This is a genomic window from Sphingopyxis soli, assembly GCF_018682675.1.
Taxonomy (GTDB): Bacteria; Pseudomonadota; Alphaproteobacteria; order Sphingomonadales; family Sphingomonadaceae; genus Sphingopyxis; species Sphingopyxis soli.
The window spans coordinates 1-23,039 of record NZ_JAFMTR010000056.1 but is presented as its reverse complement, the minus strand read 5'-3'; the positions used below and the strand labels follow the sequence as shown (position 1 = coordinate 23,039).

At 64.0% G+C, this 23,039-nt stretch carries 23 protein-coding genes, 1 other RNA gene and 1 pseudogene; 16 read left to right on the top strand and 9 right to left on the bottom strand.

What is annotated here, in order from left to right; all coding sequences use genetic code 11:
* Positions 1-46 precede the first annotated feature (46 nt).
* Positions 47-457 (top strand): MerR family transcriptional regulator, encoded by a 411-nt coding sequence (locus tag J1N50_RS08605; protein ID WP_215352927.1) that lies wholly within the window; start codon positions 47-49, stop codon positions 455-457.
* Between the two features lie 6 nt (positions 458-463).
* Here J1N50_RS08605 and J1N50_RS08600 read toward each other — a convergent pair whose 3' ends face one another.
* A complete protein-coding gene (locus J1N50_RS08600; RefSeq protein WP_215352926.1) occupies positions 464-1,468 on the bottom strand; it encodes an NADPH:quinone reductase in 1,005 nt (334 codons plus the stop codon).
* Between the two features lie 116 nt (positions 1,469-1,584).
* Here J1N50_RS08600 and J1N50_RS08595 point away from each other — a divergent pair, with 116 nt between their 5' ends.
* A complete protein-coding gene (locus tag J1N50_RS08595; protein ID WP_215352925.1) occupies positions 1,585-2,013 on the top strand; it encodes a winged helix-turn-helix transcriptional regulator in 429 nt (142 codons plus the stop codon).
* A 48-nt stretch (positions 2,014-2,061) separates the two neighbouring features.
* On the opposite strand, the gene ssrA is transcribed toward J1N50_RS08595, so the two are convergent.
* Positions 2,062-2,417: a transfer-messenger RNA gene (gene ssrA / locus J1N50_RS08590) on the bottom strand.
* 107 nt (positions 2,418-2,524) lie between these two features.
* Entirely contained in the window at positions 2,525-2,941 is a 417-nt protein-coding gene (gene mscL / locus J1N50_RS08585; protein WP_215352924.1) for a large conductance mechanosensitive channel protein MscL, read from the bottom strand.
* A gap of 118 nt (positions 2,942-3,059) precedes the next feature.
* Between mscL and J1N50_RS08580 the strand changes: the two genes are divergently transcribed.
* The 5 genes from J1N50_RS08580 (at position 3,060) to J1N50_RS08560 (ending at position 6,340) form a co-directional block, all read left to right on the top strand.
* Positions 3,060-3,662, top strand: a complete 603-nt coding sequence (locus J1N50_RS08580) for a LemA family protein (RefSeq protein WP_215352921.1) — start codon at positions 3,060-3,062, stop codon at positions 3,660-3,662.
* A 106-nt stretch (positions 3,663-3,768) separates the two neighbouring features.
* Positions 3,769-4,173 (top strand): TPM domain-containing protein, encoded by a 405-nt coding sequence (locus J1N50_RS08575; protein WP_246553267.1) that lies wholly within the window; start codon positions 3,769-3,771, stop codon positions 4,171-4,173.
* Positions 4,173-4,988 (top strand): TPM domain-containing protein, encoded by an 816-nt coding sequence (locus J1N50_RS08570; protein WP_215352916.1) that lies wholly within the window; start codon positions 4,173-4,175, stop codon positions 4,986-4,988. The genes J1N50_RS08575 and J1N50_RS08570 overlap by 1 nt, the downstream gene beginning before the upstream one ends.
* Before the next feature lie 12 nt (positions 4,989-5,000).
* Positions 5,001-5,681 (top strand): TPM domain-containing protein, encoded by a 681-nt coding sequence (locus J1N50_RS08565; protein ID WP_215352914.1) that lies wholly within the window; start codon positions 5,001-5,003, stop codon positions 5,679-5,681.
* 116 nt (positions 5,682-5,797) lie between these two features.
* Positions 5,798-6,340 (top strand): NUDIX hydrolase, encoded by a 543-nt coding sequence (locus J1N50_RS08560; RefSeq protein ID WP_215352912.1) that lies wholly within the window; start codon positions 5,798-5,800, stop codon positions 6,338-6,340.
* Here J1N50_RS08560 and J1N50_RS08555 read toward each other — a convergent pair.
* From J1N50_RS08555 to carA, 5 genes and pseudogenes are all read right to left on the bottom strand, one after another.
* Positions 6,337-6,972 (bottom strand): rhomboid family intramembrane serine protease, encoded by a 636-nt coding sequence (locus J1N50_RS08555; RefSeq protein WP_215352911.1) that lies wholly within the window; start codon positions 6,970-6,972, stop codon positions 6,337-6,339. The two genes, J1N50_RS08560 and J1N50_RS08555, sit on opposite strands and share 4 nt — an antisense overlap.
* 25 nt (positions 6,973-6,997) lie before the next feature.
* A complete protein-coding gene (gene greA, locus J1N50_RS08550; RefSeq protein ID WP_215352909.1) occupies positions 6,998-7,474 on the bottom strand; it encodes a transcription elongation factor GreA in 477 nt (158 codons plus the stop codon).
* A 97-nt stretch (positions 7,475-7,571) separates the two neighbouring features.
* The gene (carB, locus tag J1N50_RS08545) at positions 7,572-10,892 is read right to left on the bottom strand and encodes a carbamoyl-phosphate synthase large subunit (RefSeq protein ID WP_215352908.1); all 3,321 of its coding nucleotides are present in this window, start codon (positions 10,890-10,892) and stop codon (positions 7,572-7,574) included.
* Positions 10,893-11,211: 319 nt separating this feature from the next.
* Positions 11,212-11,379: pseudogene (locus J1N50_RS17785) on the bottom strand (YegP family protein); the annotation flags it as partial.
* On the bottom strand, positions 11,379-12,671 hold the full coding sequence (gene carA / locus J1N50_RS08535; RefSeq protein WP_215352906.1) for a glutamine-hydrolyzing carbamoyl-phosphate synthase small subunit: 1,293 nt from the start codon (positions 12,669-12,671) through the stop codon (positions 11,379-11,381). The gene carA and the pseudogene J1N50_RS17785, both read right to left, overlap by 1 nt.
* 131 nt (positions 12,672-12,802) lie before the next feature.
* Here carA and J1N50_RS08530 point away from each other — a divergent pair, with 131 nt between their 5' ends.
* The 9 genes from J1N50_RS08530 to J1N50_RS08490 all read left to right on the top strand — a co-directional run bounded on the left by J1N50_RS08530 (position 12,803) and on the right by J1N50_RS08490 (position 21,345).
* Complete coding sequence (locus tag J1N50_RS08530) at positions 12,803-13,255, top strand: GatB/YqeY domain-containing protein (RefSeq protein ID WP_215352886.1); 453 nt, start codon at positions 12,803-12,805, stop codon at positions 13,253-13,255.
* A 122-nt stretch (positions 13,256-13,377) separates the two neighbouring features.
* Positions 13,378-13,791: a GIY-YIG nuclease family protein gene (locus J1N50_RS08525; protein WP_215352884.1), complete on the top strand. Its 414-nt coding sequence runs from the start codon at positions 13,378-13,380 to the stop codon at positions 13,789-13,791.
* A complete protein-coding gene (gene dnaG, locus J1N50_RS08520) occupies positions 13,788-15,665 on the top strand; it encodes a DNA primase (protein ID WP_215352877.1) in 1,878 nt (625 codons plus the stop codon). The genes J1N50_RS08525 and dnaG overlap by 4 nt, the downstream gene beginning before the upstream one ends.
* A gap of 37 nt (positions 15,666-15,702) precedes the next feature.
* Positions 15,703-17,718: an RNA polymerase sigma factor RpoD gene (gene rpoD, locus J1N50_RS08515; protein ID WP_215352875.1), complete on the top strand. Its 2,016-nt coding sequence runs from the start codon at positions 15,703-15,705 to the stop codon at positions 17,716-17,718.
* Between the two features lie 23 nt (positions 17,719-17,741).
* Positions 17,742-18,317, top strand: coding sequence for a DUF2059 domain-containing protein (locus tag J1N50_RS08510; protein ID WP_215352872.1), 576 nt, complete (start codon positions 17,742-17,744; stop codon positions 18,315-18,317).
* A 429-nt stretch (positions 18,318-18,746) separates the two neighbouring features.
* On the top strand, positions 18,747-19,043 hold the full coding sequence (locus J1N50_RS08505; RefSeq protein WP_215352870.1) for a PspC domain-containing protein: 297 nt from the start codon (positions 18,747-18,749) through the stop codon (positions 19,041-19,043).
* Positions 19,044-19,307: 264 nt separating this feature from the next.
* Positions 19,308-19,979, top strand: coding sequence for a DUF6975 family protein (locus J1N50_RS08500; RefSeq protein WP_215352868.1), 672 nt, complete (start codon positions 19,308-19,310; stop codon positions 19,977-19,979).
* A gap of 95 nt (positions 19,980-20,074) precedes the next feature.
* Entirely contained in the window at positions 20,075-20,920 is an 846-nt protein-coding gene (locus J1N50_RS08495; RefSeq protein WP_058453951.1) for an AAA family ATPase, read from the top strand.
* On the top strand, positions 20,920-21,345 hold the full coding sequence (locus tag J1N50_RS08490) for a GFA family protein (protein WP_215352866.1): 426 nt from the start codon (positions 20,920-20,922) through the stop codon (positions 21,343-21,345). The genes J1N50_RS08495 and J1N50_RS08490 overlap by 1 nt, the downstream gene beginning before the upstream one ends.
* On the opposite strand, the gene J1N50_RS08485 is transcribed toward J1N50_RS08490, so the two are convergent.
* On the bottom strand, positions 21,336-22,733 hold the full coding sequence (locus J1N50_RS08485; protein WP_215352864.1) for a methyl-accepting chemotaxis protein: 1,398 nt from the start codon (positions 22,731-22,733) through the stop codon (positions 21,336-21,338). The two genes, J1N50_RS08490 and J1N50_RS08485, sit on opposite strands and share 10 nt — an antisense overlap.
* Positions 22,734-23,039: the final 306 nt, after the last annotated feature.

The following is a 23,039-nucleotide window of genomic DNA, read 5'->3' as shown; positions in this document are numbered from 1 at the left end:
GAGTCGGCTCCCCATATGCATCCTGTAGCAACTACAGGGTCAAGCGATGAAAATCGGCGAACTGTCAAAGGCCACCGGCACCAATATCGAAACCATCCGCTATTACGAGCGGATCGGCCTCCTCCCCGCCCCCGCGCGGACCGACGCGAATTACCGCAGCTATGGACCCGACCACCGGTCGCGGCTCAGCTTCGTGCGCCATTCGCGCGAGCTTGGCTTCACGATCGAGGAGATTCGTTCATTGCTCGACCTGTCGGATCATCCCGACCGCGATTGCGGCGAAGCCGACAGGATTGCGTCGACCCATCTCGAACAGGTCGAGGCGAAGATTGCGCAGCTATCCGCATTGCGCGACGAACTTACCCGGATCGTCGGCCGCTGCCGGGGCGGTGCAGCCGCCGACTGCCGGGTGATCGAGGCACTCGGCGATCATGGCCAGTGCGGGGGCGCGCACTAGGTCTGATCAGGGGATCACGACAATTTTGCCTATCGCAGTGCCAGCTTCCTGCGCCCGATGCGCCTCGACGATCCGGTCGAGCGGATAGATTGCGGCGATACTATGATTCAGTTTCCCTGCCACCAGCGCCTCGTTGATCGCCTGCGCGGCCTGATCATGCGCAGCGGCGTCCATGACATAGACGAGCACGAAACGAACCGTCGCGTCGAGCATGACGAGCGGCCAGAACGGCAGTGCGGGTTCCGGCACCGCGTCTGACGCATAGGTCGCGACCACGCCGCGCGGCGCGAGCAGACTCATGATGATATCGAGGTTCGCACCGAAAGCGACTTCGACGAACCGGTCGACGCCGCGCTCCCGCCCCGTGATCTCGCGAACGCGCGCGACGATGTCGTCGGTCTTGCGGTTGACGATGAAGTCGGCGCCCGCCGTCCTCGCCGAATCCGCCTGCTCGTCGCGGCTCACGCTCGCGATTACCGTCGCCCCGCCAAGCTTGGCGAACTGGATCGCATAGCGGCCGACCGCGCCCGCGCCACCCGAGACGAAGACCGTCTTCCCCGCGACCGGACCATCGGCAAAAACGCAACGATGCGCGGTCATCGCGGGCACGCCGAGGCTGGCGCCTTCCTCGAACGAGACATCGTCCGGCAGCACCGAGACCTGTCGCACCGGCAGCGCGACATATTCGGCAGCCGCACCGAATGCCCGGCCGAGCTGCGCTTCGTAGAACCATACGCGCCTGCCGATCCAGTCGCCGTCTTCGGCCGATCCGGCCGCGACGACTTCACCCGCGCCATCCTGATGCGGGATGACCAGCGGATAAGGCATCTCGGTGCGTCCGCGCGCGCCCTGCCGCGCCTTGGTGTCGGAAGGGTTCACGCCCGAGGCGCGCACCCGAATGAGCAATTCGCCCGGCGCAGCGACGGGCACGGGCCGCTCGCCGACGATCAGCACCTCATCGGCGTTTCCCTTCCGCTCGTACCAGGCGGCCTTCATGACGGATTGTTCCACGGCATTATCCTCTTTCGGGTTCGACTCGCTGCGCAACAGGCCATGCCCGTTGTCCGAATCGATATATGCCGTTAGCGACAGATTCATAAGTACGCACAATTTGGACATATACTATCATGAATGTGCCTATTGGGGAAAACCAGGATAAAGCGGCCTCTCCGAAGGCGCGTTCGACCCGCCGCCGCGCCGGGCGGACGGGTTGCAGCGTCGAAGCGACGCTGTCGGTTATCGGCGGGGTGTGGAAGCCGGTGCTGCTGTTCCACCTGCTCGGCGGGCGGCTGCGCTTCAACGCGCTCTGTCGCCTGACGCCGAACGCCACGCAGCGAATGATCACACTGCAGCTTCGCGAACTCGAAGCCGATGGCATCGTCGCACGGATCGTCTATCCCGAGGTGCCGCCGCGCGTCGAATATGAACTGACGCCGCTCGGTCATTCGCTGAAGCCCGTATTGCTGAGCATGCGGTCGTGGGGCGCCGATTTCCAGGCGAGCCTCGAAGAACGCGGCGGCACGGCGCCGTCGTGCAAGGGCGAGGATTCCGTATGATGGCAGGAAGGTGGGACGATTCTGTTGCCCGGCTCGTCCCCAGCCGCTGGTATCCGATTCTGTTGCCCGGTTCGGTCCGAACCGCGTTCTATTTGAATAACCTTAGGCCGTGAGGCTTATCGGTTACGCAGCCAGAGCGAGTGCTTCGTTATCGTTAGCACTTATAGGTTTGAGCCTTGAACGGGTTACTCAGCCCGGAAGAAAACATCGTCTTTGAACACACGTCGATCCTGGTTCGGCCCCGTCAGAAGCCCGTGCATCCCCAGGGAAAGCGCGGGTTTGTGGTGGAGCCGCCGGGTACTGCCCCCGGGTCCGCTGTGTCTATTCCACGACACCATTTATCCTCATAGCCGGCCGAAACCGGCGACCTTCATATAGGCAGCCCGTCGGCGTTTGGAAAGAGCGGCGCCCCGATTTCCCTTCCCGACCGTCATCGCGGCGAAGGCCGGGGTCTCGACGCCGATCGCATACGCAACGATGGACCCCGGCCTTTGCCGCGGTGACCGCTTGATCATTTTTTCCGCAGTTCGTCGCGGATTTCGGTGAGCAGATCGACCTCGCTCGGGCCCGCCGGCGCATCGGGTCCGCGGCGCATCACCTTGTTCACCCATTTGACCAGCAGGAAAATGACGAAAGCGAGAATCAGGAAGTTGATCACCGCGGTTATGAAGGCGCCATAGCCGATCATCGCGACGCCCGCCTTCTTGAGCGCGGCATAGTCGGTCGCGGCGATGCCTTCGGGGATGGCGCCCAGCAGGATGAACTTGCTCGAGAAATCGACGCCGCCGAAAATCCAGCCGACCAGCGGCATGATCAGGTCGGCGGTCAGCGACGTCGTGATCGTGGCAAAGGCGCCGCCGATGATGACGCCGACCGCGAGGTCCATGACATTGCCTTTGGCGATAAATTCCCTGAATTCGCTCAACATGTTGCGGCTCCCCGGATCGTCGATCTAGCGCCCCGAAACTGCCGCGGTGATTGCACAAAGGCAAGCGCGATCCTATTATGTGTGTTGTTGCGGCAAAACGCCGCGCGAGGGAGCATTGATGACCATGACCTATCGTTCCGCCCGCTGGCTGATTGTCCCGGTTGCCGCACTGTCGCTGTCCGCCTGCGGCATCAACAGCGTTCCCACCAAGGAAGAAGCCGCCAAGGCCAAGTGGGCCAATGTCGAAGCCGCGTACCAGCGCCGCGCCGACCTGATCCCCAACCTCGTCGAAACCGCAAAGGGCGCGGCGAAGATCGAGCAATCGACCCTGGAAGGCGTCATCCAGGCGCGCGCGTCGGCGACGCAGGTGAAGCTGACCGCCGATGACCTTGAGGATCCCGCGAAGGTACAGGCCTTCCAGCAGGCGCAGGGCAATGTGTCGAGCGCGCTCGGCCGCTTGCTGGTCACCGTCGAGCAATATCCCGATCTCAAGAGCCAACAGCGTTTTGCCGACCTGATGACCCAGCTCGAAGGGACCGAGAACCGGATCAACATTTCGATTCAGGACTATAATGCCGCGGTGCAGGATTATAACACGACGATCCGCACTTTCCCCGACATCATCGGGGCCAAGATCGTCCATGGCGCAAAGCCGATGACGCCGTACAAGGCGGTCAGCCCGAACGCCAATCAGGCGCCGAAAGTCGACTTCGGTCAATAAGGTGCGCGGCGCCGCTCTTGCCGCTCCGCTTGCGATCCTAGCGACCGCAGGCGGGTGCAAAGCGGCGCCGACGACGGAGCCCGCCTATTGCGTCGCGGTGCCGCAAATGGCCATGCAGGGCCGCGTGACCGATGCGGCAAGCATATTGGCCGAAGAGGAAGAGGTCCGATTGTCCGAACGGCTCGCCCGATATGAAGCGCGAACCAGACACCAGATGGTGCTCGTAACGGTTGGCGACCTGAAGGGCGCGAGCATCGACGATTTCGCGACATGCCTCGGCAACCGGTGGCAGATTGGACGCAAGGATCGGGATGACGGCATTCTGATCCTGATGGCCCCCAAGGAACGCAGGATCAGGGTCGCCACGGGCTATGGCATGGAAAAGCTGCTACCCGACGAAAAGGCGAAGGCGGCGATCGACCTGATGACTCCCTTTTTCAAGAACGACGACTATGGCGACGGCCTGTCTGCGGGAGTCGAGGCCATCGCCGCGCAGACGGGAGATCGATAATGAGGTCGCTTTTGCTCGGTTGGGCGCTGGGGCTGTCACTGCTCGCGTCGCCGGCATCCGCCCAGACATTCCCCAAGCTGACGGCGCGCGTCGTCGACCAGGCCGACATCATCCCGCCCGCCGAGGAAGCGAACCTCAACATCCAGCTCGAGCAGGTCGAGAAGACGACGGGCCACCAGTTCGTTGTCGCGACCGTGAACAGTCTCGAAGGTTATGACGTCGCCGAGTATGGCTATCGCCTCGGCCGCGACTGGGGCATTGGCGACAAGGAGAAGGACGACGGCGTCGTCTTCCTGATTGCCCCCAACGAACGGAAGATGCGGATCGAAGTCGGCCTGGGCCTGGAACCCGTGCTGACAGACGCGCTGTCGGGCCGGATCATCCGCGACGTGGTGACGCCGAAGTTCAAGGACGGCGACCTTCCGGGCGGCATTCAGGACGGCGTCAACGCGATCGCGCAGCAGATCCAGCTGCCGCCCGAGGAGGCCGCGGCGCAGGCTGCCGCCGCCGAAAGGGCGGAGCGCGACCGCGCCGACGACGGCGACATCGGCGGGCTGATCTTCATCGGCTTCATCGTCTTTTTCTTCTTCATCCTGCCGATGCTCTCGGCGTTCGGGCGGCGCGGCAGGAAGCATCGTCGAAACCGCCCATGGGGCGGCGGTCCGATCATCATCTGGGGTGGCGACGACTGGGGCGGAGGCGGGTCTTCGGGAGGCTCCTCCTGGGGCGGCGGCGGGTCGAGCTGGGGCGGTGGCGGCGGCTTTTCGGGCGGCGGCGGCAGCTTCGGCGGCGGCGGCGCCTCGGGCGGCTGGTAGGGGAACGGAGCCATGAAAGTCAGTCACGTCAGCGCCGCCGATCACGACCTCGTCACAGCCGCGGTCGCCGCGGCCGAGGATCAGACGAGCGGCGAGATCGTCACCGTCATTGCGGCGCAATCGAACGATTACGACGATGTCGCACTCGTCTGGGCGAGCGTCATCGCCTTCCTCGCGATGTCGGTGATCGGGCTGTTTCCGGAATTCTACCGGGGGCTTTACGATCGCCTGACCGGCGGTTGGGGACATGAACTTACCGCCAATCAATGGCTCGGGACGGTGATCGCTGTGGGCGTCCTGAAGTGGATCGGGATGTGGCTGATCCTGCTGTGGCGCCCCTTGCGCATCTGGCTGACCCCGCGCGCGATCCTTGCGGGGCGCGTCCGCGCGCGCGCGATCGACCTGTTCAAGGTCGGGACCGAGGCAAAGACGCTCGGGCGGACCGGGGTCCTCCTCTACGTCAGCCTGCGCGAGCATCGCGCCGACATCGTCGCCGACGAGGCGATCGCGGCGAAGGTCGCGCCCGAGGTCTGGGGCGATGCGATGGCCGCGCTGATCGACCTCGTTCGCAAGGGCAAACCCGGCGAAGGCATGGCCGAAGCGGTACGCCAGATGGGCGTCGTGCTCGCCGCGCACTTCCCGCGCGGCAGCGAGAATCCGAACGAACTGCCCGACCGGCTGATCGAGCTTTAAACGTCCTGTCGTTCCGTTCGTGCCGAGCTTGTCGAAGCACCGCTCTTCGCTCTAACGTCGAGACAAAGGACGGCCCTTCGACAAGCTCAGGGCGAACGGATTTGGAAGGAACTGCCTTGCCCCGCCCCTCCCCCGACACCCCCATCGAGACGCGGTGGGAAGGCCGCTTCATCACCGTCAAGCAGCAAGGAACGTGGGAATATGTCTCGCGCTCGCGCGGCATCCACGCCGCAGTGATCCTTGCCATCGACGAAGCTGCGGACGGGCGCCATGTCATATTGGTCGAACAATATCGCGTACCTTTGAAGGTTCGGTGCCTCGAACTGCCTGCAGGCCTCGTCGGCGACGACGTCAGCGGCGAGGCGGCGGAAATTGCGGCCGAGCGCGAGCTTGAGGAGGAAACGGGCTATCGCGCCGCAAGCTGGCGCACGGTTGGCGAATTCTTCAGCTCGCCTGGGATGGTCAGCGAAAGCTTTACGCTGCTCGTCGCGACCGGCCTGACGAAGGTCGGCCAAGGCGGCGGCGTCGATGGCGAGGATATCATCGTCCACCGGGTGCCGCTCGACGGGATCGAGGATTTCGTCGCCGCGAAACGCGCCGAAGGCTGCGGGATCGACGTGCGCGTCGCGATGCTGCTGGCGGGCGGGCTGCTCGCCTAACGCCCCCCGAAGCGCCAGCGCAGCAGCGGACGCGCGAGGAGCAGGCCAGCGAGGAAGCCGCCGACATGCGCCCAGATCGCAACCGCGCCGAAATCGCCGCCGCCGCTGAATCCAAGGAGCAATTGCAACCCGATCCATGCCAGCGCGAGCCACAGCGCCCGCACCCAATGCGCAGGGATCGGCCCGATCGCCTTCGTCTGCGACCGACTGAAGATCAGCGCGAACACCGCAATCAGCGCCGAAATCGCGCCGCTGGCGCCGATCATCGGCACCGACGAGGCGGGATCGGCGAGATATTGCGCAAATGCGCCGACATAGGCGCCGGCGACGAGCAACACTCCCATCGCCTTCGCGCCCAGCGGCGCCTCAAGCTGGCGGCCGATGAACAGCAGCATGATCATGTTGAAGATCAGATGCAGCCACCCCCCGTGTAGGAAGGCCGAGGTGAGCGGGGTCAGCGCGGCGGGCACCATCGTACCGGGCGGCGCCACCAACTCGACCGCGAAGCGCGCGGGAATGAAGCCTGCGCGCATGATCGCATCGAACTGATATCCGGTCACCCGGAGCAGGACGAAGACGACGACGCACGCGAGCGCATAGCCCGTGACCAGCGGCGCATCCTGCGGCTTCATCGCCTTGGCTCCGTTCGCCCCCGTCTCAGACGAACTCGATCTTCGTCACCAGATAATATTTGTCGCCCGACGGCACGGTCACTTCGACCTCGTCGTCGACCTTGCGGCCGATCAGCGCGCGGCCGAGCGGCGAGTTGTAGCTGATCTTGCCCTCCTTCGCGTCCGCCTCGGCCTGGCCGACGATCTGGTAGCGCACCGGCTTGTCATCCTCGTCGGCGAGCGTGACGGTCGCGCCGAAGACGATGCGGTCGCCCGACAGCGTCGTGGGGTCGATGATCTGGGCGCGCGACAGACGATCCTCAAGGTCGCCGATCGACGCCTCGACCTGACCCTGACGTTCCTTCGCGGCGTGATATTCGGCATTTTCCGAAAGGTCGCCATGCGCGCGCGCTTCCTCGATCGCATCGACGATCAGGGGTCGCTCGGCCTTCAGAGCAGCGAGCTGGGCGCTCAGCTTCTCATAGCCTTCCTGCAGCATCGGAACCTTTTCAACGCTTGCCATTATCCTGTTGTCCTTCGTCAATAATCCTGCCTCGGCGGTTGAGCGCCGAGCGGCCGAGCCGCTGTTTCCGTAATGTCGGGGAGGTGGAGCGGTACCCTCAATAATAGTCCTGAAGCGGCTTTACTTCAAGACTATGCGCGCGCAGCGCCCCGATCGCCTGCGTCGCCGCGTCGCTCGCCGCGGCGGTGGTGTAATAGGCGATGTCGGCGGCCAGCGCCGAGGCGCGGATCGATTGCGAATCCTGCAAGCTTTGCCAGCCTTCGGTGGTGTTGAAGATGAGTTGCACATCGCCGTCCTTGATCCGGTCGACGATATGCGGCCGCCCCTCGGCGACCTTGTTGACGCGTTCGACCTCGATGCCCTCCTGCGCGAGATAGTCGGCCGTCCCGCCGGTCGCGATCACCTTCCAGCCCCAGGCGCGGAGCTGCTTCACCGCACCGACGATGCGCGGCTTGTCGCTGGTCTTCACCGACACGAACAGGCGCCCGTCGGTCGGCAGACGATCGCCGGCACCGAGCTGCGCCTTGGCGAAAGCGAGGTTGAAATTGCGATCGATTCCCATGACTTCGCCAGTGGACTTCATTTCCGGCGAGAGAACGGGATCGGTGCCGGGGAAGCGCGCGAAGGGGAAGACCGCTTCCTTCACGGCGACATGCGCGATGTCGCGATTGATCTTCGGCAGATCGGCGAGTTTCTCGCCCGCCATCACGCGCGCGGCGATCTTGGCGATCGGCGAACCGACCGCCTTCGCGACGAAGGGTACCGTGCGGCTGGCACGCGGATTGACCTCGATCAGATAGACCTCGTCGTCCTTGACCGCGAACTGGATGTTCATCAGACCCCGGACGCCCAGCGCGCGCGCCAGTGCGTCGGCCTGCCGCTCGATCTCGGCGACGATCTTGCCCGAGAGGCTGTACGGCGGGATCGAACAGGCGCTGTCGCCCGAATGGACCCCGGCTTCCTCGATATGCTGGAGCACGCCGGCAACGACGACGTCGGTCCCGTCGCAGAGCGCGTCGACATCGACCTCGATCGCGTCACGCAGATAGCGGTCGATCAGCACCGGCGAATCGCCCGACACCTGCACCGCGGTCTCGATATAATGTTCGAGCTGCACCTGATCGTCGACAATCTCCATCGCACGGCCCCCGAGCACATAGGAGGGGCGCGTCAGCACCGGGTAGCCGATGCGCGCCGCGACCGCGACGGCTTCCTCGCGGCTGCGCGCGATGCCGTTTTCGGGCTGCTTCAGGCCGAGTTTGTTGACCAGCGCCGCAAAGCGCTCGCGGTCTTCGGCGAGGTCGATCGCGTCGGGCGAGGTGCCGAGGATCGGGATCCCCGCTTCGGCAAGCGCCTGCGCCAGTTTCAGCGGTGTCTGGCCGCCGAACTGGACGATGACCCCGACCAGCTCGCCCTTCGACATTTCGACGTGCAGGATTTCGAGCACATCCTCAGCGGTCAGCGGCTCGAAATAGAGGCGGTCGGAGGTGTCATAGTCGGTGGACACCGTCTCCGGGTTGCAGTTGACCATGATCGTCTCATAGCCCGCCTCTTCGAGCGCAAAGCACGCGTGGCAGCAGCAATAGTCGAACTCGATCCCCTGTCCGATCCGGTTCGGTCCGCCGCCGAGGATGACGACCTTCTTGCGGTCCGACGGATTGGCCTCATTCTCGGGCTCGCCAAAGGTCGGGGCTTCATAGGTCGAATAAAGATAGGGCGTCTGCGCCTGGAATTCGGCGGCGCAGGTGTCGATCGTCTTGTAAACCGGGCGGACGCCGAGCTTGTGGCGAAGCGCGCGCACCTCGGCCTCGGTCACGCCGCCGGTCATCGCCTTGACGGCTTCGTGGATGAGGCCGCTGCCATGCGCGGTGGCGCGGCGCGTACCGGGGCGCAGGTTCGCCGATTGCAGCGCCAGATAGGCGAGCCGCTTGTCGGAGAAGCCCATGGCCTTGAGCCTCCGCAGCCCTTCGGCATCGCGCGGCAGGCCGTTCGCCATCACCTCGTTCTCGGCCTCGACGATCTCCGCGATGCGTTCGAGGAACCACATGTCATAGCCCGCGATGCGGTTGATCTCGGCGAGAGGCAGCCCCTCGCGGATCGCCTGCGCGGTGTTGAGCAGGCGGTCGGGGGTGCGCTTCGCGAGCTCGCTCTTGAGTTGCTCGTGGCTCGCACCGACCAGCCGGTCGACGAAGTTGAAGCCCGAAAGCCCCGTCTCCAGCCCGCGCAGCGCCTTCTGCATCGATTCATGGATCGTCCGCCCGATCGCCATGACCTCGCCGACCGATTTCATCGCGGTCGACAGCGTCGCCTCGGCGCCCTTGAACTTTTCGAAGGCGAAGCGCGGAATCTTGGTGACGACATAGTCGATCGTCGGTTCGAACGACGCCGGGGTCACCCCGGTGATGTCGTTCATGATCTCGTCGAGCGTGTAGCCGACCGCGAGCTTCGCCGCGACCTTGGCGATCGGGAAGCCCGTCGCCTTCGACGCGAGCGCGCTACTGCGCGACACGCGCGGGTTCATCTCGATCACGATCAGGCGGCCATCCTTCGGATTGACCGCGAACTGCACGTTCGACCCGCCTGTTTCGACGCCGATCTCGCGCAGCACCGCGATGCTCGCGTTGCGCATGATCTGATATTCCTTGTCGGTCAGCGTCAGCGCCGGCGCGACGGTGATGGAATCGCCCGTATGAACGCCCATCGGATCGACATTCTCGATCGAGCAGATGATGATGCAATTGTCGTTGCGGTCGCGCACCACCTCCATCTCATATTCTTTCCAGCCGAGGAGCGATTCCTCGATCAGGACCTCGGTGGTGGGCGAAGCGATCAGGCCGCCGCGGACGATATGCTCGAATTCCTCGCGGTTATAGGCGATGCCGCCGCCGGTGCCGCCGAGCGTGAAGCTGGGGCGGATGATCGAGGGCAGCCCGGTGCGTTCGAGCACCGCGAACGCCTCGTCGAGCGTGTGCGCGACGCCGCTGCGCGCGCTCTCGAGCCCGATCTTGTCCATCGCGTCGCGGAATTTCTGCCGGTCCTCGGCCTTGTCGATCGCCTCGGCATCGGCGCCGATCATCTCGACGCCATATTTCGCGAGCGTGCCGTCGTTGAACAAAGCCAGCGCGGTGTTGAGCGCGGTCTGCCCGCCCATCGTCGGCAGCACCGCATCGGGGCGCTCCTTCGCGATGATCTTCGCGACGATCTCGGGCGTGATCGGCTCCACATAAGTGGCGTCGGCGAGGTCGGGATCGGTCATGATCGTCGCCGGGTTGGAGTTGACGAGGACGATGCGATAGCCCTCCTCCTTCAGCGCCTTGATCGCCTGCGTCCCCGAATAGTCGAACTCGCACGCCTGACCGATAACGATCGGGCCGGCGCCGATGACGAGGATGGATTGGATGTCGGTTCTTTTGGGCATATTACTGAGCCAGACCTATGATAAATTGAATTATATTCAGCGCAGTCAGGAATGCTGTCACCGAAGGATGGTTGAGTAAGTCAACCACCTGTCGCCAAGGTACGTTGGGCGCTTCAAGCAATACGATTACCGCCTCTACACGTTTGCATGCATCAATCTTTGTCTGAGCGTCGGCGTCAGATTGGATGATAGCATTCAAAAGCGACTCAGATTTTCTTCGAATTTTTGCGGCGTTCTCGTTGCCTATCTTCTTACCAAGACCGGTCCAGTCGGTGCTATCTATAAGCTGATCAATTGTAGGCTCGTCTGGGCCAGCGTTATCGCGGATTTCCGATCCGGGTCCATTTCTCTTGATTGCAGAGATTGCTGACCGAGCTGAGTCTATCGAGCTATAGCCTTCCGACCAAAAAATAGTCTCGTCATTGTATTTGAAGTAGGCAACATACTCGCCAGCTTTGTTGCGCTTGATCTCGTAGTAGTGCGTCATCAAAGACCGCCCACGAACTTCTCGAACAGATAGAAGCTGTCTTGCGGCCCCGGGCTCGCCTCGGGGTGGTACTGCACGCTGAACGCGTTCTTCCCCGTGATCGCGATGCCGCAGTTCGATCCGTCGAACAGGCTCTTGTGCGTCTCGACCACGCCCGCGGGCAGCGTCGCGGCATCGACCGCGAAGCCGTGGTTCATGCTGGTGATCTCGACCACGCCGTCGGCGAAGTCGCCGCCGACACGCTGCACCGGATGGTTCGCGCCGCGGTGGCCCTGATGCATCTTCACCGTTTTCGCGCCCGCCGCGATGCCGAGCAGTTGGTGGCCGAGGCAGATGCCGAAAATCGGAATGTTGCGTTCGAGCAGCCCCTTGATCACCGGCACCGCATATTCGCCCGTCGCCGCGGGGTCGCCGGGGCCGTTCGACAGGAACACGCCGGCGGGGCGCAGCGCCATGATCTCGTCGAGGCTGGTCTTCGCGGGCACCACGGTCACGCGCGCGCCGGCTTTCACCAGGTTGCGAAAGATATTGTCCTTCGCGCCATAATCGACCGCGACGACGTGGGGTTTTTCTTCCCCCCTCCCGCTTGCGGGAGGGGGTGAAGGGAGTCGCGTGCATCCCGTCACGGGAGGGCTTGTTCCGTTGGTGGACGGCGCGGACATGCCCTCCCCTAGACCCTCCCGCAAGCGGGAGGGGGACTCATAGCCCGTCCCAAGATGCCAAACCCCGGCATCCCATTCACCCTGCCGCTCGCGCGTCACGGTCTTGGCGAGGTCCATGCCCTCCAGCCCCGGCCAGCCCTGCGCGAGCATCAGCAGCTTGTCGAGGTCGAATTTGCCCTCGGGATGATGCGCGACAACGCCCGTCGGCGCGCCGCCGTCGCGGATGCGGCGGGTCAGCGCGCGCGTGTCGATGCCCGCAAGCCCGATCAGCCCCTGCGCCGCCATCCAGTCGGGCAAGGTCTGGGTGCTGCGAAAGCTGCTCGGCGCGGTCGGCAGTTCGCGCGTGATGCAGCCGATCGCGGCGCGCTTTTCGCGCTCCATATCCTCGGGGTTCGCGCCGACGTTGCCGATGTGCGGAAAGGTGAAGGTGATGATCTGCCCGGCATAGCTCGGGTCGGTCAGGATTTCCTGATAGCCGGTCATCGACGTGTTGAAACAAATCTCGCCCACACCCGCGCCGCTGGCGCCATAACCCACGCCCCACAGGATCGTGCCATCGGCAAGGACAAGAACGCCGGTCGCGCCAGAAGGCTGGCTTTTGGGCGCGGCAGAGGGGTTGGCTGGTGCCATTCAACATGCTCCGGACGGGGGGCTAAACGGCCGACCAAGTAGGCGGCAAAAAAGTGATTCACAAGCTATCGGATTATGAATCTTCCCGCTAAGGGTGCTTCTTTCCCACATTGCAGCGCAAGAGGACCGTCATGATTCGCGACGACATCAAGGCTGCGCAGGTTGCCGCGATGAAAGCCGGCGACAAGGCGCGTCTGGGCACCATCCGGCTGATGCTGGCCAAGATCAAGGACAAGGACATCGAACTGCGCACCGGCGCCGCGCCGGCCGACGACGATGTGCTCGTCACCGACGTGCTGCAGAAGATGGTCAAGCAGCGCCGCGAGTCGATCGCGCTCTACGAACAGGGCGGCCGTCAGGAGCTGGCCGATATCGAGGCGGCCGAAGTTGCGGTGATCGAGGATTTCCTGCCCGCGCAGCTCAGCGATGACGAGGCGACGGCGGCGATCAAGGGCATCGTCGACGAACTGGGCGCGACGAGCCTCAAGGACATGGGCAAGGTCATGGCCGCGGTGAAGGACCGGCTCGGGAGCCAGCTTGATATGAGCAAGGCGAGTGGGTGGGTGAAGGCGGCACTGAGCTGAAAAAATCCCCAGCACGCACTCTCTTATCCGTTCGTGTCGAGCGAAGTCGAGACACCCATCGAGATAGAGCAAGATCGATGGGCATCTCGACTTCGCTCGATGCAAACGGGTAGAGAAGCCGGATGGCTTTCTGGACTTACATCCTGCTTTGTGCCGATGGGCTCTATTACACGGGTCACACGGATAATCTTGAGTATCGGATTGGCCTACATCAGAGCGGCCTGATCGAAGGTTTCACCTCTTCTCGCTTGCCGGTTCAGCTTATGTGGTCGCAGGATTTTGCGACGCGCTACGAAGCGCTGGACGCTGAAATGCGGATTAAGAAATGGTCACGCGCGAAAAAGGAAGCGCTGATCCGCGGAGACTGGCAAGCGGTGCACCATTTCGCAAAACCTCCCAAAGAACGTCCCCCCTCTCCGTTCGCATCGAGCGAAGTCGAGATGCCGACAGGTCGCGCACGAACGATGGGTGTCTCGACTTCGCTCGACACGAACGGCATTGATATGAAGGCTGATCAAGTGAGGGGAGTTAAATGACCCTCACCCCCCAATGGCTCGACGAACTGCGCTCGCGCATCGCGCTGTCGACCCTCATCGGCCGCACCGTAAAGGTCACGCGCGCCGGTCGCGAGTATAAGGCGTGCTGCCCCTTCCATAACGAAAAAACGCCCAGCTTCACGATCAACGACGAAAAGGGCTTTTACCACTGCTTCGGCTGCGGCGCGCATGGCGACGCGATCCGCTGGATGACCGACCAGCGCGGCCTGTCGTTCATGGACGCGGTCAAGGAACTTGCGGGCGAGGCGGGGATGGACGTTCCCGCCCCCGACCCGCGCGCCGCAAAAAAGGCCGAAGAGCAGGCGAGCCTGCGCGACGTCGTGCAGGCCGCGGCCGACTGGTTCGCCGCCCAGCTCGCCAGCAGCAACGGCGCCCCGGCGCGCGACTATCTGGCGAGGCGCGGGATTTCGGAGGCGACGCGCAAAGCCTTCGGCTTCGGCCTCGCCCCCGACAGCCGCAGCGCGCTCAAGGAGGCGCTCAAGACGTTCCCGACCGCGATGCTCGTCGAGGCGGGGATGCTGATCGCGGTCGATGACAAGGAGCCCTACGACCGCTTCCGCGGCCGGCTGATGATCCCGATCCGCGACGCGCGCGGGCGGGTGATCGCGTTCGGCGGCCGCATCCTCGGCGACGGCGAGCCCAAATATCTGAACTCGCCCGACACGCCGCTCTTCGACAAGGGCCGCACGCTCTACAATCTCGACAAGGCGAGCCCCGCGTCGCGCCAGACCAACCGGATTATCGTCGTCGAAGGCTATATGGACGTGATCGCGCTCGCCGAGGCGGGGATCGCCGATGCGGTCGCGCCGCTCGGCACCGCGCTGACCGAGAACCAGCTCGGCATGATCTGGCGGATGGTGCCCGTGCCCGTCCTCTGCTTCGACGGCGACAGCGCGGGGCAAAAGGCGGCGATGCGCGCAGCGATGCGCGCCCTGCCCCTGCTCCGCCCCGGCTTCAGCCTCGCCTTTGCGACGCTCCCGGCGGGACAGGATCCCGACGACATCGTGCGCGCGCGCGGCGCGACCGGCTTCGTCGAAATCCTCGAGGACGCGCAGCCGCTCGTCGAACGTCTGTGGGCACATGAGGTTGCCGCCGGACCGCTTGCCACTCCCGAGGAGCGCGCCGCGCTCAAGACGCGCCTCCTCGCGCACGCCGACGCCATTCAGGACGCCGACGTCCGACACCACTACCGCGAAGCCTTCCGCGAAAAGCTCGACGCGCTTTTCGCGCGCAAGCAGCCCGAACGCGGCCCGCGCGTGCCGTGGGCGCCGCAGCCCCCGCGCGGGGGCCGTCGCTTCCAGCCGGACCCGCGCCTCCAGCCCCCTGCCGACGAAACGCGTGCGCTCAGCCAGTCGGGGATCGCGACGCCCTATGCCGCTGCGCTCATCGGCGGATTGCTGCGCTATCCGGAGGCGATCCGGCGTCACGAGGACGAGCTGTTTCGCCTCTCCATTCCCGATTCCGGCGACGCCGAACTGCTTGCCGCAATGCTTGACATCGCAAATGGCCAAGAAGGGCTTGATTGCGAGGGGTTGCTTGCCATATTGGAGCCAATGAAAGTGTATAATAGGGCGATGACATTGCTCAGAGCCGACGGAATGCACTTCTCATTCAATCGCAGGCTCGAAGGCGAAGAGGTTGACGCAGCACGCGAAATCGCGCTGCGTGATCTTGACGAATATATCGGCGTGCTGGTCACCCAGCCCGAAATCCGCGCCCGGCTTGCCGAGGCGACTGCGGATTTCCAGCGCACGATGGACGATGAAGGCCTGGCGCGTCAGCAAAAACTGCGCGCCATGGATGAGGAACTGACCCGCCGCCTGGCCGCGCTGTCCGACAGCACGGACCAGTGACGACCCTTTGACAGATGCCCCTAGGCAGGAAGAATTAATGGCCACGAAGAACACCGAAGCCGACACCGACGCTCCGCTGATCGACCTCAACGAGGCCGACGTCAAAAAGCTGATCGCGCGGGGGAAGAAGCGCGGATACCTGACCTATGACGAACTGAACGAGGCGCTGCCGCAGGATCAGATGTCGTCCGAGCAGATCGAGGACATCATGTCGGCGATCAGCGACATGGGCATCAACATCGTCGAGAGCGACGAGGATGTGCAGGAAGAGGCCGAGCAGGAGGCCGACGACGATATCGACGTCACCTCGAACTCGGGCTCGCTGACCGCGCCCGCCATCGAGAAGAAGAAGGAAACGGTCGATCGCACCGACGATCCCGTCCGCATGTACCTGCGCGAAATGGGCGCGGTCGAACTGCTTAGCCGCGAGGGCGAAATCGCGATCGCGAAGCGCATCGAGGCGGGCCGCGACACGATGATTCTCGGCCTGTGCGAAAGCCCCCTCACCTTCAACGCGATCATCGAATGGTCGAACGCCCTCAACAACGGCGACATGCAGTTGCGCGAGATCGTCGACCTCGAAGCGATGCTGTCGAAGGATCCCGCGCCCGAAAACCTCGACGAGGAAGGCGCCGAGGACGACGGCGAGATCAGCGAAAAGACCGCCGGCGTCTCGTTCAAGGACGAGGACGAGGTCGAGGAAGAACCCTCGGCCGATGAAGACGACGAGGACGGCGAAGGCTCGTCGGGCAAGCGCGAGACCTTCGAGGAGGACGACGAGGACAACACGCTGAGCCTCGCGGCGATGGAGGAACTGCTCAAGCCCGACGCGCTCGAGAAGTTCGCCAACATCACCAAGAGCTTCAAGGCGTTCCAGAAGCTGCAGGAAGCGCGCCTCGAATCGCTTTCGGGCGGCGAGGAATTCCCGTCGGCTTCGGAGAAGAAGTATCACAAACTGCGCGAGGAACTCACCGCGCAGGTCGAGAGCGTGCAGTTCCACGGCACCAAGATCGAGTATCTGGTCGACCAGCTCTACAGCTACAACCGCCGCCTAACCGCGCTGGGCGGCCAGATGCTGCGCCTCGCCGAGCGCCACAAGGTGCCGCGCAAGGCGTTCCTCGACAATTATGTCGGGCGCGAGCTTGAAGAGAACTGGCTCGAGGAAGTCGGCGGGATCGACAAGAAATGGGCCGCCTTCGCCGAGAATGAAGCCGGCGCCGTCGACCGCATCCGCGTCGAGATCAGCGAAATCGCGCAAGCCGCGGGCATGAGCCTGACCGAATTCCGCCGCGTCGTGAACATGGTCCAGAAGGGCGAGCGCGAAGCGCGCATCGCCAAGAAGGAAATGGTCGAAGCGAACCTGCGCCTCGTGATCTCGATTGCGAAGAAGTACACGAACCGCGGCCTGCAGTTCCTCGACCTCATCCAGGAAGGCAACATCGGCCTGATGAAGGCGGTCGACAAGTTCGAGTATCGCCGCGGCTACAAGTTCTCGACCTATGCGACCTGGTGGATCCGGCAGGCGATCACCCGCTCGATCGCCGACCAGGCGCGGACGATCCGCATCCCGGTCCACATGATCGAGACGATCAACAAGCTGGTGCGGTGCAGCCGCCAGTTCCTCCACGAAAGCGGCCGCGAACCGACGCCGGAGGAAATGGCCGAGCGCCTGTCGATGCCGCTCGAGAAGGTGCGCAAGGTGATGAAGATCGCCAAGGAACCTATCAGCCTCGAAACGCCGATCGGCGACGAGGAAGACAGCCACCTCGGCGATTTCATCGAGGACAAGAATGCGGTGATCCCGGTCGATGCCGCGGTACAGTCGAACCTCAAGGAAACGGTGACCCGCGTCCTTGCGTCGCTGACGCCGCGCGAGGAACGCGTGCTGCGCATGCGCTTTGGCATCGGGATGAACACCGATCATACGCTGGAAGAGGTCGGGCAACAGTTCAGCGTGACCCGCGAACGCATCCGCCAGATCGAGGCCAAGGCGCTCCGCAAGCTGAAGCACCCGAGCCGCAGCCGCAAAATGCGCAGCTTCCTCGACCAGTAGGCAGGGCGATGCGGGGTACGGCCATGCGCAAGAAAACGGTCCTGCTGGCGGCATTATTGCTGGCCGCTGTGGAATCCGGCGCGGTGGCTCCGGCGGCCGCCCAGCCGAACGAGCGGCCTGCGGACGAGGTGGGAGCGAAGCGGGCCGTTGCCGCCCGCATCGTCGCGCTCGCGTTTCCTCAGGAAAAGCGCATGGAAATGTTCGGCGGGATGATCGATGCGATGAGCTCGCAGATGGCAATCCCCCCCGAAAAGATCGGCGACGCGGAAATACGTGCGATCACCGACAAGTATCTCGGCATCATGCGCAGCGACATCATGGCCGACCTTCGCGCGAATTCGGACGGCCTGTTCGAGGCGATCGCGGTGGCCTATGCCCACGGTTTCTCGCTACAGGAATTGCAGGATATCGAACGCTTCGTCGCGACGCCCAGCGGCGCCGCCTATGTCCAGCGGTCGCCCAAGCTACTCGTCGATCCGGCGGTAGCCGAATGGAACACCGCCTATTTCCAGCGGATTATGGGCATTGTCGACGCCCGCAAGGACGCGATGATCGAGGAATTGTCGGCCCTTAAGCGAACGCGATCCGGCTCCGAATAACGCCGGGGCTTGGACAGGCAATCGACTTGCCACTTCGCCACGAATCAAACCTCAAGGACACCGACGGCCGAGCCGCCGTATAACCTGCACCGTCATTGGCAGGCATTTCGGCTTGTCATCCAGCGTGTTGGCGGAATGCTGCGCCGCACAATTTTTTTGCGTCACCTTCTTCAAATCTTCATCTTCGCGCCCCAGATAACGCGCGTCGACACGGTATGGCTGCCTTCATGACCGGTTCAGGTGCGACCCATCAAATGGCAACGCTTCCCATTCGATGGGAATCGATTCAGAATAAGTCGCGACCTGCCTGTCCGATCAGGAACGGAAAAAGCCCAGAAATTTGGGGAACTGCACAATTTGGCACGGCCTTTGCGATGATTGACGCATCGGCAAGGGGCGATGCCCGCAGCCAAAGGGAAAGACAGAAAAATGCAGAACGAAACCACCAATCTCTTCCGCCGCCGCGATACCTTCTTCGGTATCTGCGAGGCCGTGGGCCAGGATTTCGGCTTCAACCCGCTGTACCTGCGTCTGGCGTTCATCGCGCCGCTCTTCTTCTTCCCGGTCCAGACTTTTGCAGCATATTTCGCGCTCGGCGGCATCGTGCTGATGTCGCGCCTGCTCTTCCCGAACAAGGCGACGGCGGTCGAAGCGCCGGCGCTGACCGCGGCTGAACCCGCCGCAGCCAGGGAAGAAAAGACCGAGGAATTCGCTCTCGCGGCATGACGGGACGCGGACCGGGCCTCCCCCTCTCCCGCCCCGTCCGCACCCGCAACGCATGGCGTCCATGTGCGCCATAGCAGCAGGGACCGGCAAGCCTCCCCCGTGCTTGCCGGTCCCTTTGCGTGCGCCCTGTCCCCATCCGGCACAGCCCGTCATACAATTGAAAGCTGGCTTATAAACGGGACGTTTACGACGTTCGCGTAAGGCTCTCGTCTTGCAATCACGCGTGTCGGACGGCGATCCGGCGCCACAGGCAAGGATCAAGCGTTGAGCCAGTCGACCCAGCCCAAGCTGAACACGCGCGGCGTCGCCGAACTGCTCGATAATCTGGTCGCCAGCGAGGGCACCGGTGCGCATCCGCACATCAAGTCCGGCGCGCTGTCGAGCGACCCGCAGGCGATGCGCAATCTTGCCGATGCCGTCCATTTCATCGGGCTGCTCCACGGCCGTTACCCCGGCGTTGTGGACAGCGCCGCGCGCAAGGCGGTCGATCCCGCGTCGCGCAAATGGATGGAGGAAGCCGCGCAGGCCTTCGCCCAGGAGCGCGCCTTCCTGTCGAAAATAGCCGCCGCCGCCGGCCCGGTTCCGAGCACGCAGGGTCAGGCGCAATGCGAAGCCGCGGTCGCGGCGCAGCGCCGCGCGCTCGACATGCTCGCCGAATCGGACCGTCAGGGCTGCGCCATCGGCGCCGCGATCGCGCTGACGCTCGACTGGCGCACGATCCGCGTCCTGCTCGACATCAGCGCCCAGCGGCTCGAGATGACGGTGCCGCGCTGTACGCTCCCCGATCTTCGCGACACCGCGCGCGTCGCGGCGCAGGTCGCCGAAACCCCCGCGGTCGAGCGGGCGGTGGCGTTCGGCGCGCAGCAGCTGATCGCCCAGCATAGCGGTCTATGGGATCTGCTCGCCGCGCGCGCCGCCAGCCGCGCCCATAGCTGACCAACACCTCCCTCTGCCGAGGGAGGGGAGATTCGCTTGCGCCCCCTGCGCCGCTGTGCCATTTCGCTTGACGTTCACGTTAAGGGAAAGAGCCGATGCGTTTCGAAGGTACCAGCGCCTATATCGCCACCGACGACCTGAAGGTCGCGGTCAACGCCGCGACGATGCTGCGCCGCCCGTTGCTCGTGAAGGGCGAACCCGGCACCGGCAAGACCGTGCTGGCCGAGGAAATCGCCAAGGCCTTCGACGCGCCGCTGATCACCTGGAACATAAAGTCGACCACGAAGGCCCAGCAGGGCCTGTACGAGTATGATGCGGTTGCGCGCCTGCGCGACGGCCAGCTCGGCGAAGAGCGCGTCCACGACATCCGAAACTATATCAAGAAGGGCAAGCTGTGGGAGGCGTTCACCTCGCCCAAACTGCCCGTCCTCTTGATCGACGAGATCGACAAGGCCGACATCGAATTCCCGAACGACCTGCTCCAGGAACTCGATCGCATGGCCTTCCATGTGTACGAGACCGACGAGACGATCAGCGCCAAGGAACGCCCGATCGTCGTCATCACCTCGAACAACGAGAAGGAGTTGCCCGACGCTTTCCTGCGCCGCTGCTTCTTCCACTATATCAAATTCCCCGACCGCGACACGATGGCCGACATCGTCGAGGTCCACTTTCCCGGCATCCAGAAGACGCTGGTCAGCCGCGCGATGGATATCTTCTATGACGTGCGCGACGTGCCGGGCCTGAAGAAGAAGCCCTCGACCAGCGAACTGATCGACTGGCTCAAACTGCTCCTTGCCGAAGACATGCCGCTCGAGGTGCTGCAGAACCGCGACGTCGGCAAGGCGATCCCGCCGCTCCACGGCGCGCTGCTCAAGAACGAACAGGATGTGATGCTGTTCGAAAAGCTCGCCTTCATGGCGCGGCGCCAAGGCGCCTGATGGTCTATACCGGCCGCTGCGCGTGCGGTGCGGTCGAAGTCCGCATCGACGGCGAACCGCTCGCGGTACGCCAGTGCTGGTGCCAGCACTGCCAGAAGATCGCGGCGGGCGGGCCCACGCACAATGCGGTCTTCCCGACCGATGCCATCATGACCGACGGCATCACGGCGTCCGACAGCTATGTCGCCGACAGCGGCAACACCCTCACCCGCTCGCATTGCGCCGCGTGCGGAACGCCGATGTTCAGCGCGTCGTCGGCGCGGCCGCAGATGCGCGTCGTGCGCTTGGGCGTGCTCGACCAGCCGCACGGTCTCAAACCGACCGCGGCGATCTGGACAAGCGAGGCGCCCGACTGGGCGATCCTCGATCCGGCGATGGAACAATTTCCGGCGCAACCGCCCGCGCCGCCGGCCCCTCAGAGCTGATACGCAACCTCGACGTCGCCCCAGCGGCGGCCGTTGATGATCGCGGGCATATAGACGTTGCGCACGGTCAGATAATTGATGCCGTCGCCTTCCTGGCGATAGACCGTCATGAAGAAGGGCGCCGTGCTGCGTTTCGCCGCCGCATCGGTCTCGTCATAAAGGATACGGCCGTTGCGGCAGTGCGCCGTATCGTGCTCCAGATCGCCCGTCGGCGCGCGCGAGCATTCGGTGATGTGCGTCGGCAGGAAGCCGTTCATGTCCCCCGCCGACGACATCTTGATCTCGGGATGCTCGGCGACGATGCGGTCGAACAGCGGGCGCCAATTGGCATCCGCCCAGTCGCACAGCGTGGTGCGAAAGCGTTCGGGGTTCGAATTCGGCACGCGCACATAATTGGTATCGAACAACTGCTCCATCGACAGCTCGCCGCGCTCGATCGCACGTTCGGCAAGCCCGACGAATTCGTCGCGAACCTTCGCCGCGAGCGCGACGATCGCCGAATCCTGGGGGCTGACCCCGGCCGAAATCACCGCGTTGAACATGCGGTTGGAGACATGCTCCATCGACAGGATCGAATCGCGCGTGCCGTCGAGCGTCGCGCTGTTGTCGCGCACCGAGGCGACGACGCGGTCCAGCGCCTCGCGAACCTTGGCGCCATTGGCATGGACCATGGCCGAGCTTTGCGCGATCCGGTCGCTCTGATCGTCGAGCAACGCGACAAGGTGGGTCGCGTCGTGGAGCGCCTCGGTGATCGTCTCGAACTGCGCCTCGGCGCGGCTCGACTGCTCGACCCCCGACTGGATTTCGGTGACGAGCCCGCTCGCTTCGGCCGCAAGGCTGCCGATGCTACGGCGAATCTCGTCGGTCGCGCCGCGCGTATTCTGCGCCAGCTTCTTCACCTCGGCCGCGACCACCGCGAAGGTGCGCCCCGCATCGCCGGCGCGCTCGGCCTCGATCGCGGCGTTGAGCGCCAGCATGTTCGTGGTCTTGGCAATCTGTTCGATCGACTGGCTGACCTGCTGCACCTGCTCCATCACCGCCGCAAAATTGGTGACGTGGGTGCCGAGCCGCGCGACAAGGTCGATGACCGAGCGAAATTCGCTGACCGCCGCGTTGACGCGTTCGGCGCCGGTGTCGAGCTGTTCGCACGCGCGTGCCGAGAGCAATTTAGCCTCGTCGGTCGAATCGGCGATCTGGCGCTGGTCGTTTTCCAGGCTGACGACGAATTCCTCGAGCCGGCCGAGTTCGGAGATCTGCCGGTCCATCTGGTCGGTCGCGCGCTTGATGCGACCTGCCGCGTCGCTGCACCCGACGGCAAGCTCGCCGCAGTCGCTGGCGACCGACTGGTCGAGCAATTGCGCGGCCGGATTGATCGGATCGAATTTCATTGCGCACCCACGTCCCTGAATGATCGCAAAGCTATGCCGAACATTGGTTAACACGGGGTCAAGACGCTTTCCCGACGGCGGCGCGATATGGCAAAGTTCAGGAAAGTTCAGCCTTGTGCGTCGCCCGTTTCGGATCGGGGGATTGCCGAACGCCTCTCGCCCGCCTTGCCGCGTTGATCCACCACATGAAAGAGCCGGATGAAGGCTGGCACGGCCGGACAATGTAGGAAAGGCCTTTATTTGCGTCTGCTTTGGGGTGGTTAGCGGACGTATCAACAACGTCGCCCCCGCGCAGGCGGGGGCCGC

What these genes read in the sequence shown, in the direction of transcription:
- J1N50_RS08555 (WP_215352911.1), bottom strand. Translation starts at nt 6,972, where the DNA reads ATGAAGCCGCAGGATGCGCCGCTGGTCACGGGCTATGCGCTCGCGTGC.
- J1N50_RS08565 (WP_215352914.1), top strand. Translation starts at nt 5,001, where the DNA reads ATGAAAGTCAGTCACGTCAGCGCCGCCGATCACGACCTCGTCACAGCC.
- J1N50_RS08605 (WP_215352927.1), top strand. Translation starts at nt 47, where the DNA reads ATGAAAATCGGCGAACTGTCAAAGGCCACCGGCACCAATATCGAAACC.
- J1N50_RS08510 (WP_215352872.1), top strand. Translation starts at nt 17,742, where the DNA reads ATGCGCAAGAAAACGGTCCTGCTGGCGGCATTATTGCTGGCCGCTGTG.
- rpoD (WP_215352875.1), top strand. Translation starts at nt 15,703, where the DNA reads ATGGCCACGAAGAACACCGAAGCCGACACCGACGCTCCGCTGATCGAC.
- J1N50_RS08580 (WP_215352921.1), top strand. Translation starts at nt 3,060, where the DNA reads ATGACCATGACCTATCGTTCCGCCCGCTGGCTGATTGTCCCGGTTGCC.
- J1N50_RS08495 (WP_058453951.1), top strand. Translation starts at nt 20,075, where the DNA reads ATGCGTTTCGAAGGTACCAGCGCCTATATCGCCACCGACGACCTGAAG.
- J1N50_RS08490 (WP_215352866.1), top strand. Translation starts at nt 20,920, where the DNA reads ATGGTCTATACCGGCCGCTGCGCGTGCGGTGCGGTCGAAGTCCGCATC.
- mscL (WP_215352924.1), bottom strand. Translation starts at nt 2,941, where the DNA reads ATGTTGAGCGAATTCAGGGAATTTATCGCCAAAGGCAATGTCATGGAC.
- J1N50_RS08595 (WP_215352925.1), top strand. Translation starts at nt 1,585, where the DNA reads ATGAATGTGCCTATTGGGGAAAACCAGGATAAAGCGGCCTCTCCGAAG.
- J1N50_RS08525 (WP_215352884.1), top strand. Translation starts at nt 13,378, where the DNA reads ATGGCTTTCTGGACTTACATCCTGCTTTGTGCCGATGGGCTCTATTAC.
- J1N50_RS08505 (WP_215352870.1), top strand. Translation starts at nt 18,747, where the DNA reads ATGCAGAACGAAACCACCAATCTCTTCCGCCGCCGCGATACCTTCTTC.
- J1N50_RS08575 (WP_246553267.1), top strand. Translation starts at nt 3,769, where the DNA reads ATGGCCATGCAGGGCCGCGTGACCGATGCGGCAAGCATATTGGCCGAA.
- J1N50_RS08530 (WP_215352886.1), top strand. Translation starts at nt 12,803, where the DNA reads ATGATTCGCGACGACATCAAGGCTGCGCAGGTTGCCGCGATGAAAGCC.
- carA (WP_215352906.1), bottom strand. Translation starts at nt 12,671, where the DNA reads ATGGCACCAGCCAACCCCTCTGCCGCGCCCAAAAGCCAGCCTTCTGGC.
- dnaG (WP_215352877.1), top strand. Translation starts at nt 13,788, where the DNA reads ATGACCCTCACCCCCCAATGGCTCGACGAACTGCGCTCGCGCATCGCG.
- carB (WP_215352908.1), bottom strand. Translation starts at nt 10,892, where the DNA reads ATGCCCAAAAGAACCGACATCCAATCCATCCTCGTCATCGGCGCCGGC.
- J1N50_RS08570 (WP_215352916.1), top strand. Translation starts at nt 4,173, where the DNA reads ATGAGGTCGCTTTTGCTCGGTTGGGCGCTGGGGCTGTCACTGCTCGCG.
- greA (WP_215352909.1), bottom strand. Translation starts at nt 7,474, where the DNA reads ATGGCAAGCGTTGAAAAGGTTCCGATGCTGCAGGAAGGCTATGAGAAG.
- J1N50_RS08485 (WP_215352864.1), bottom strand. Translation starts at nt 22,733, where the DNA reads ATGAAATTCGATCCGATCAATCCGGCCGCGCAATTGCTCGACCAGTCG.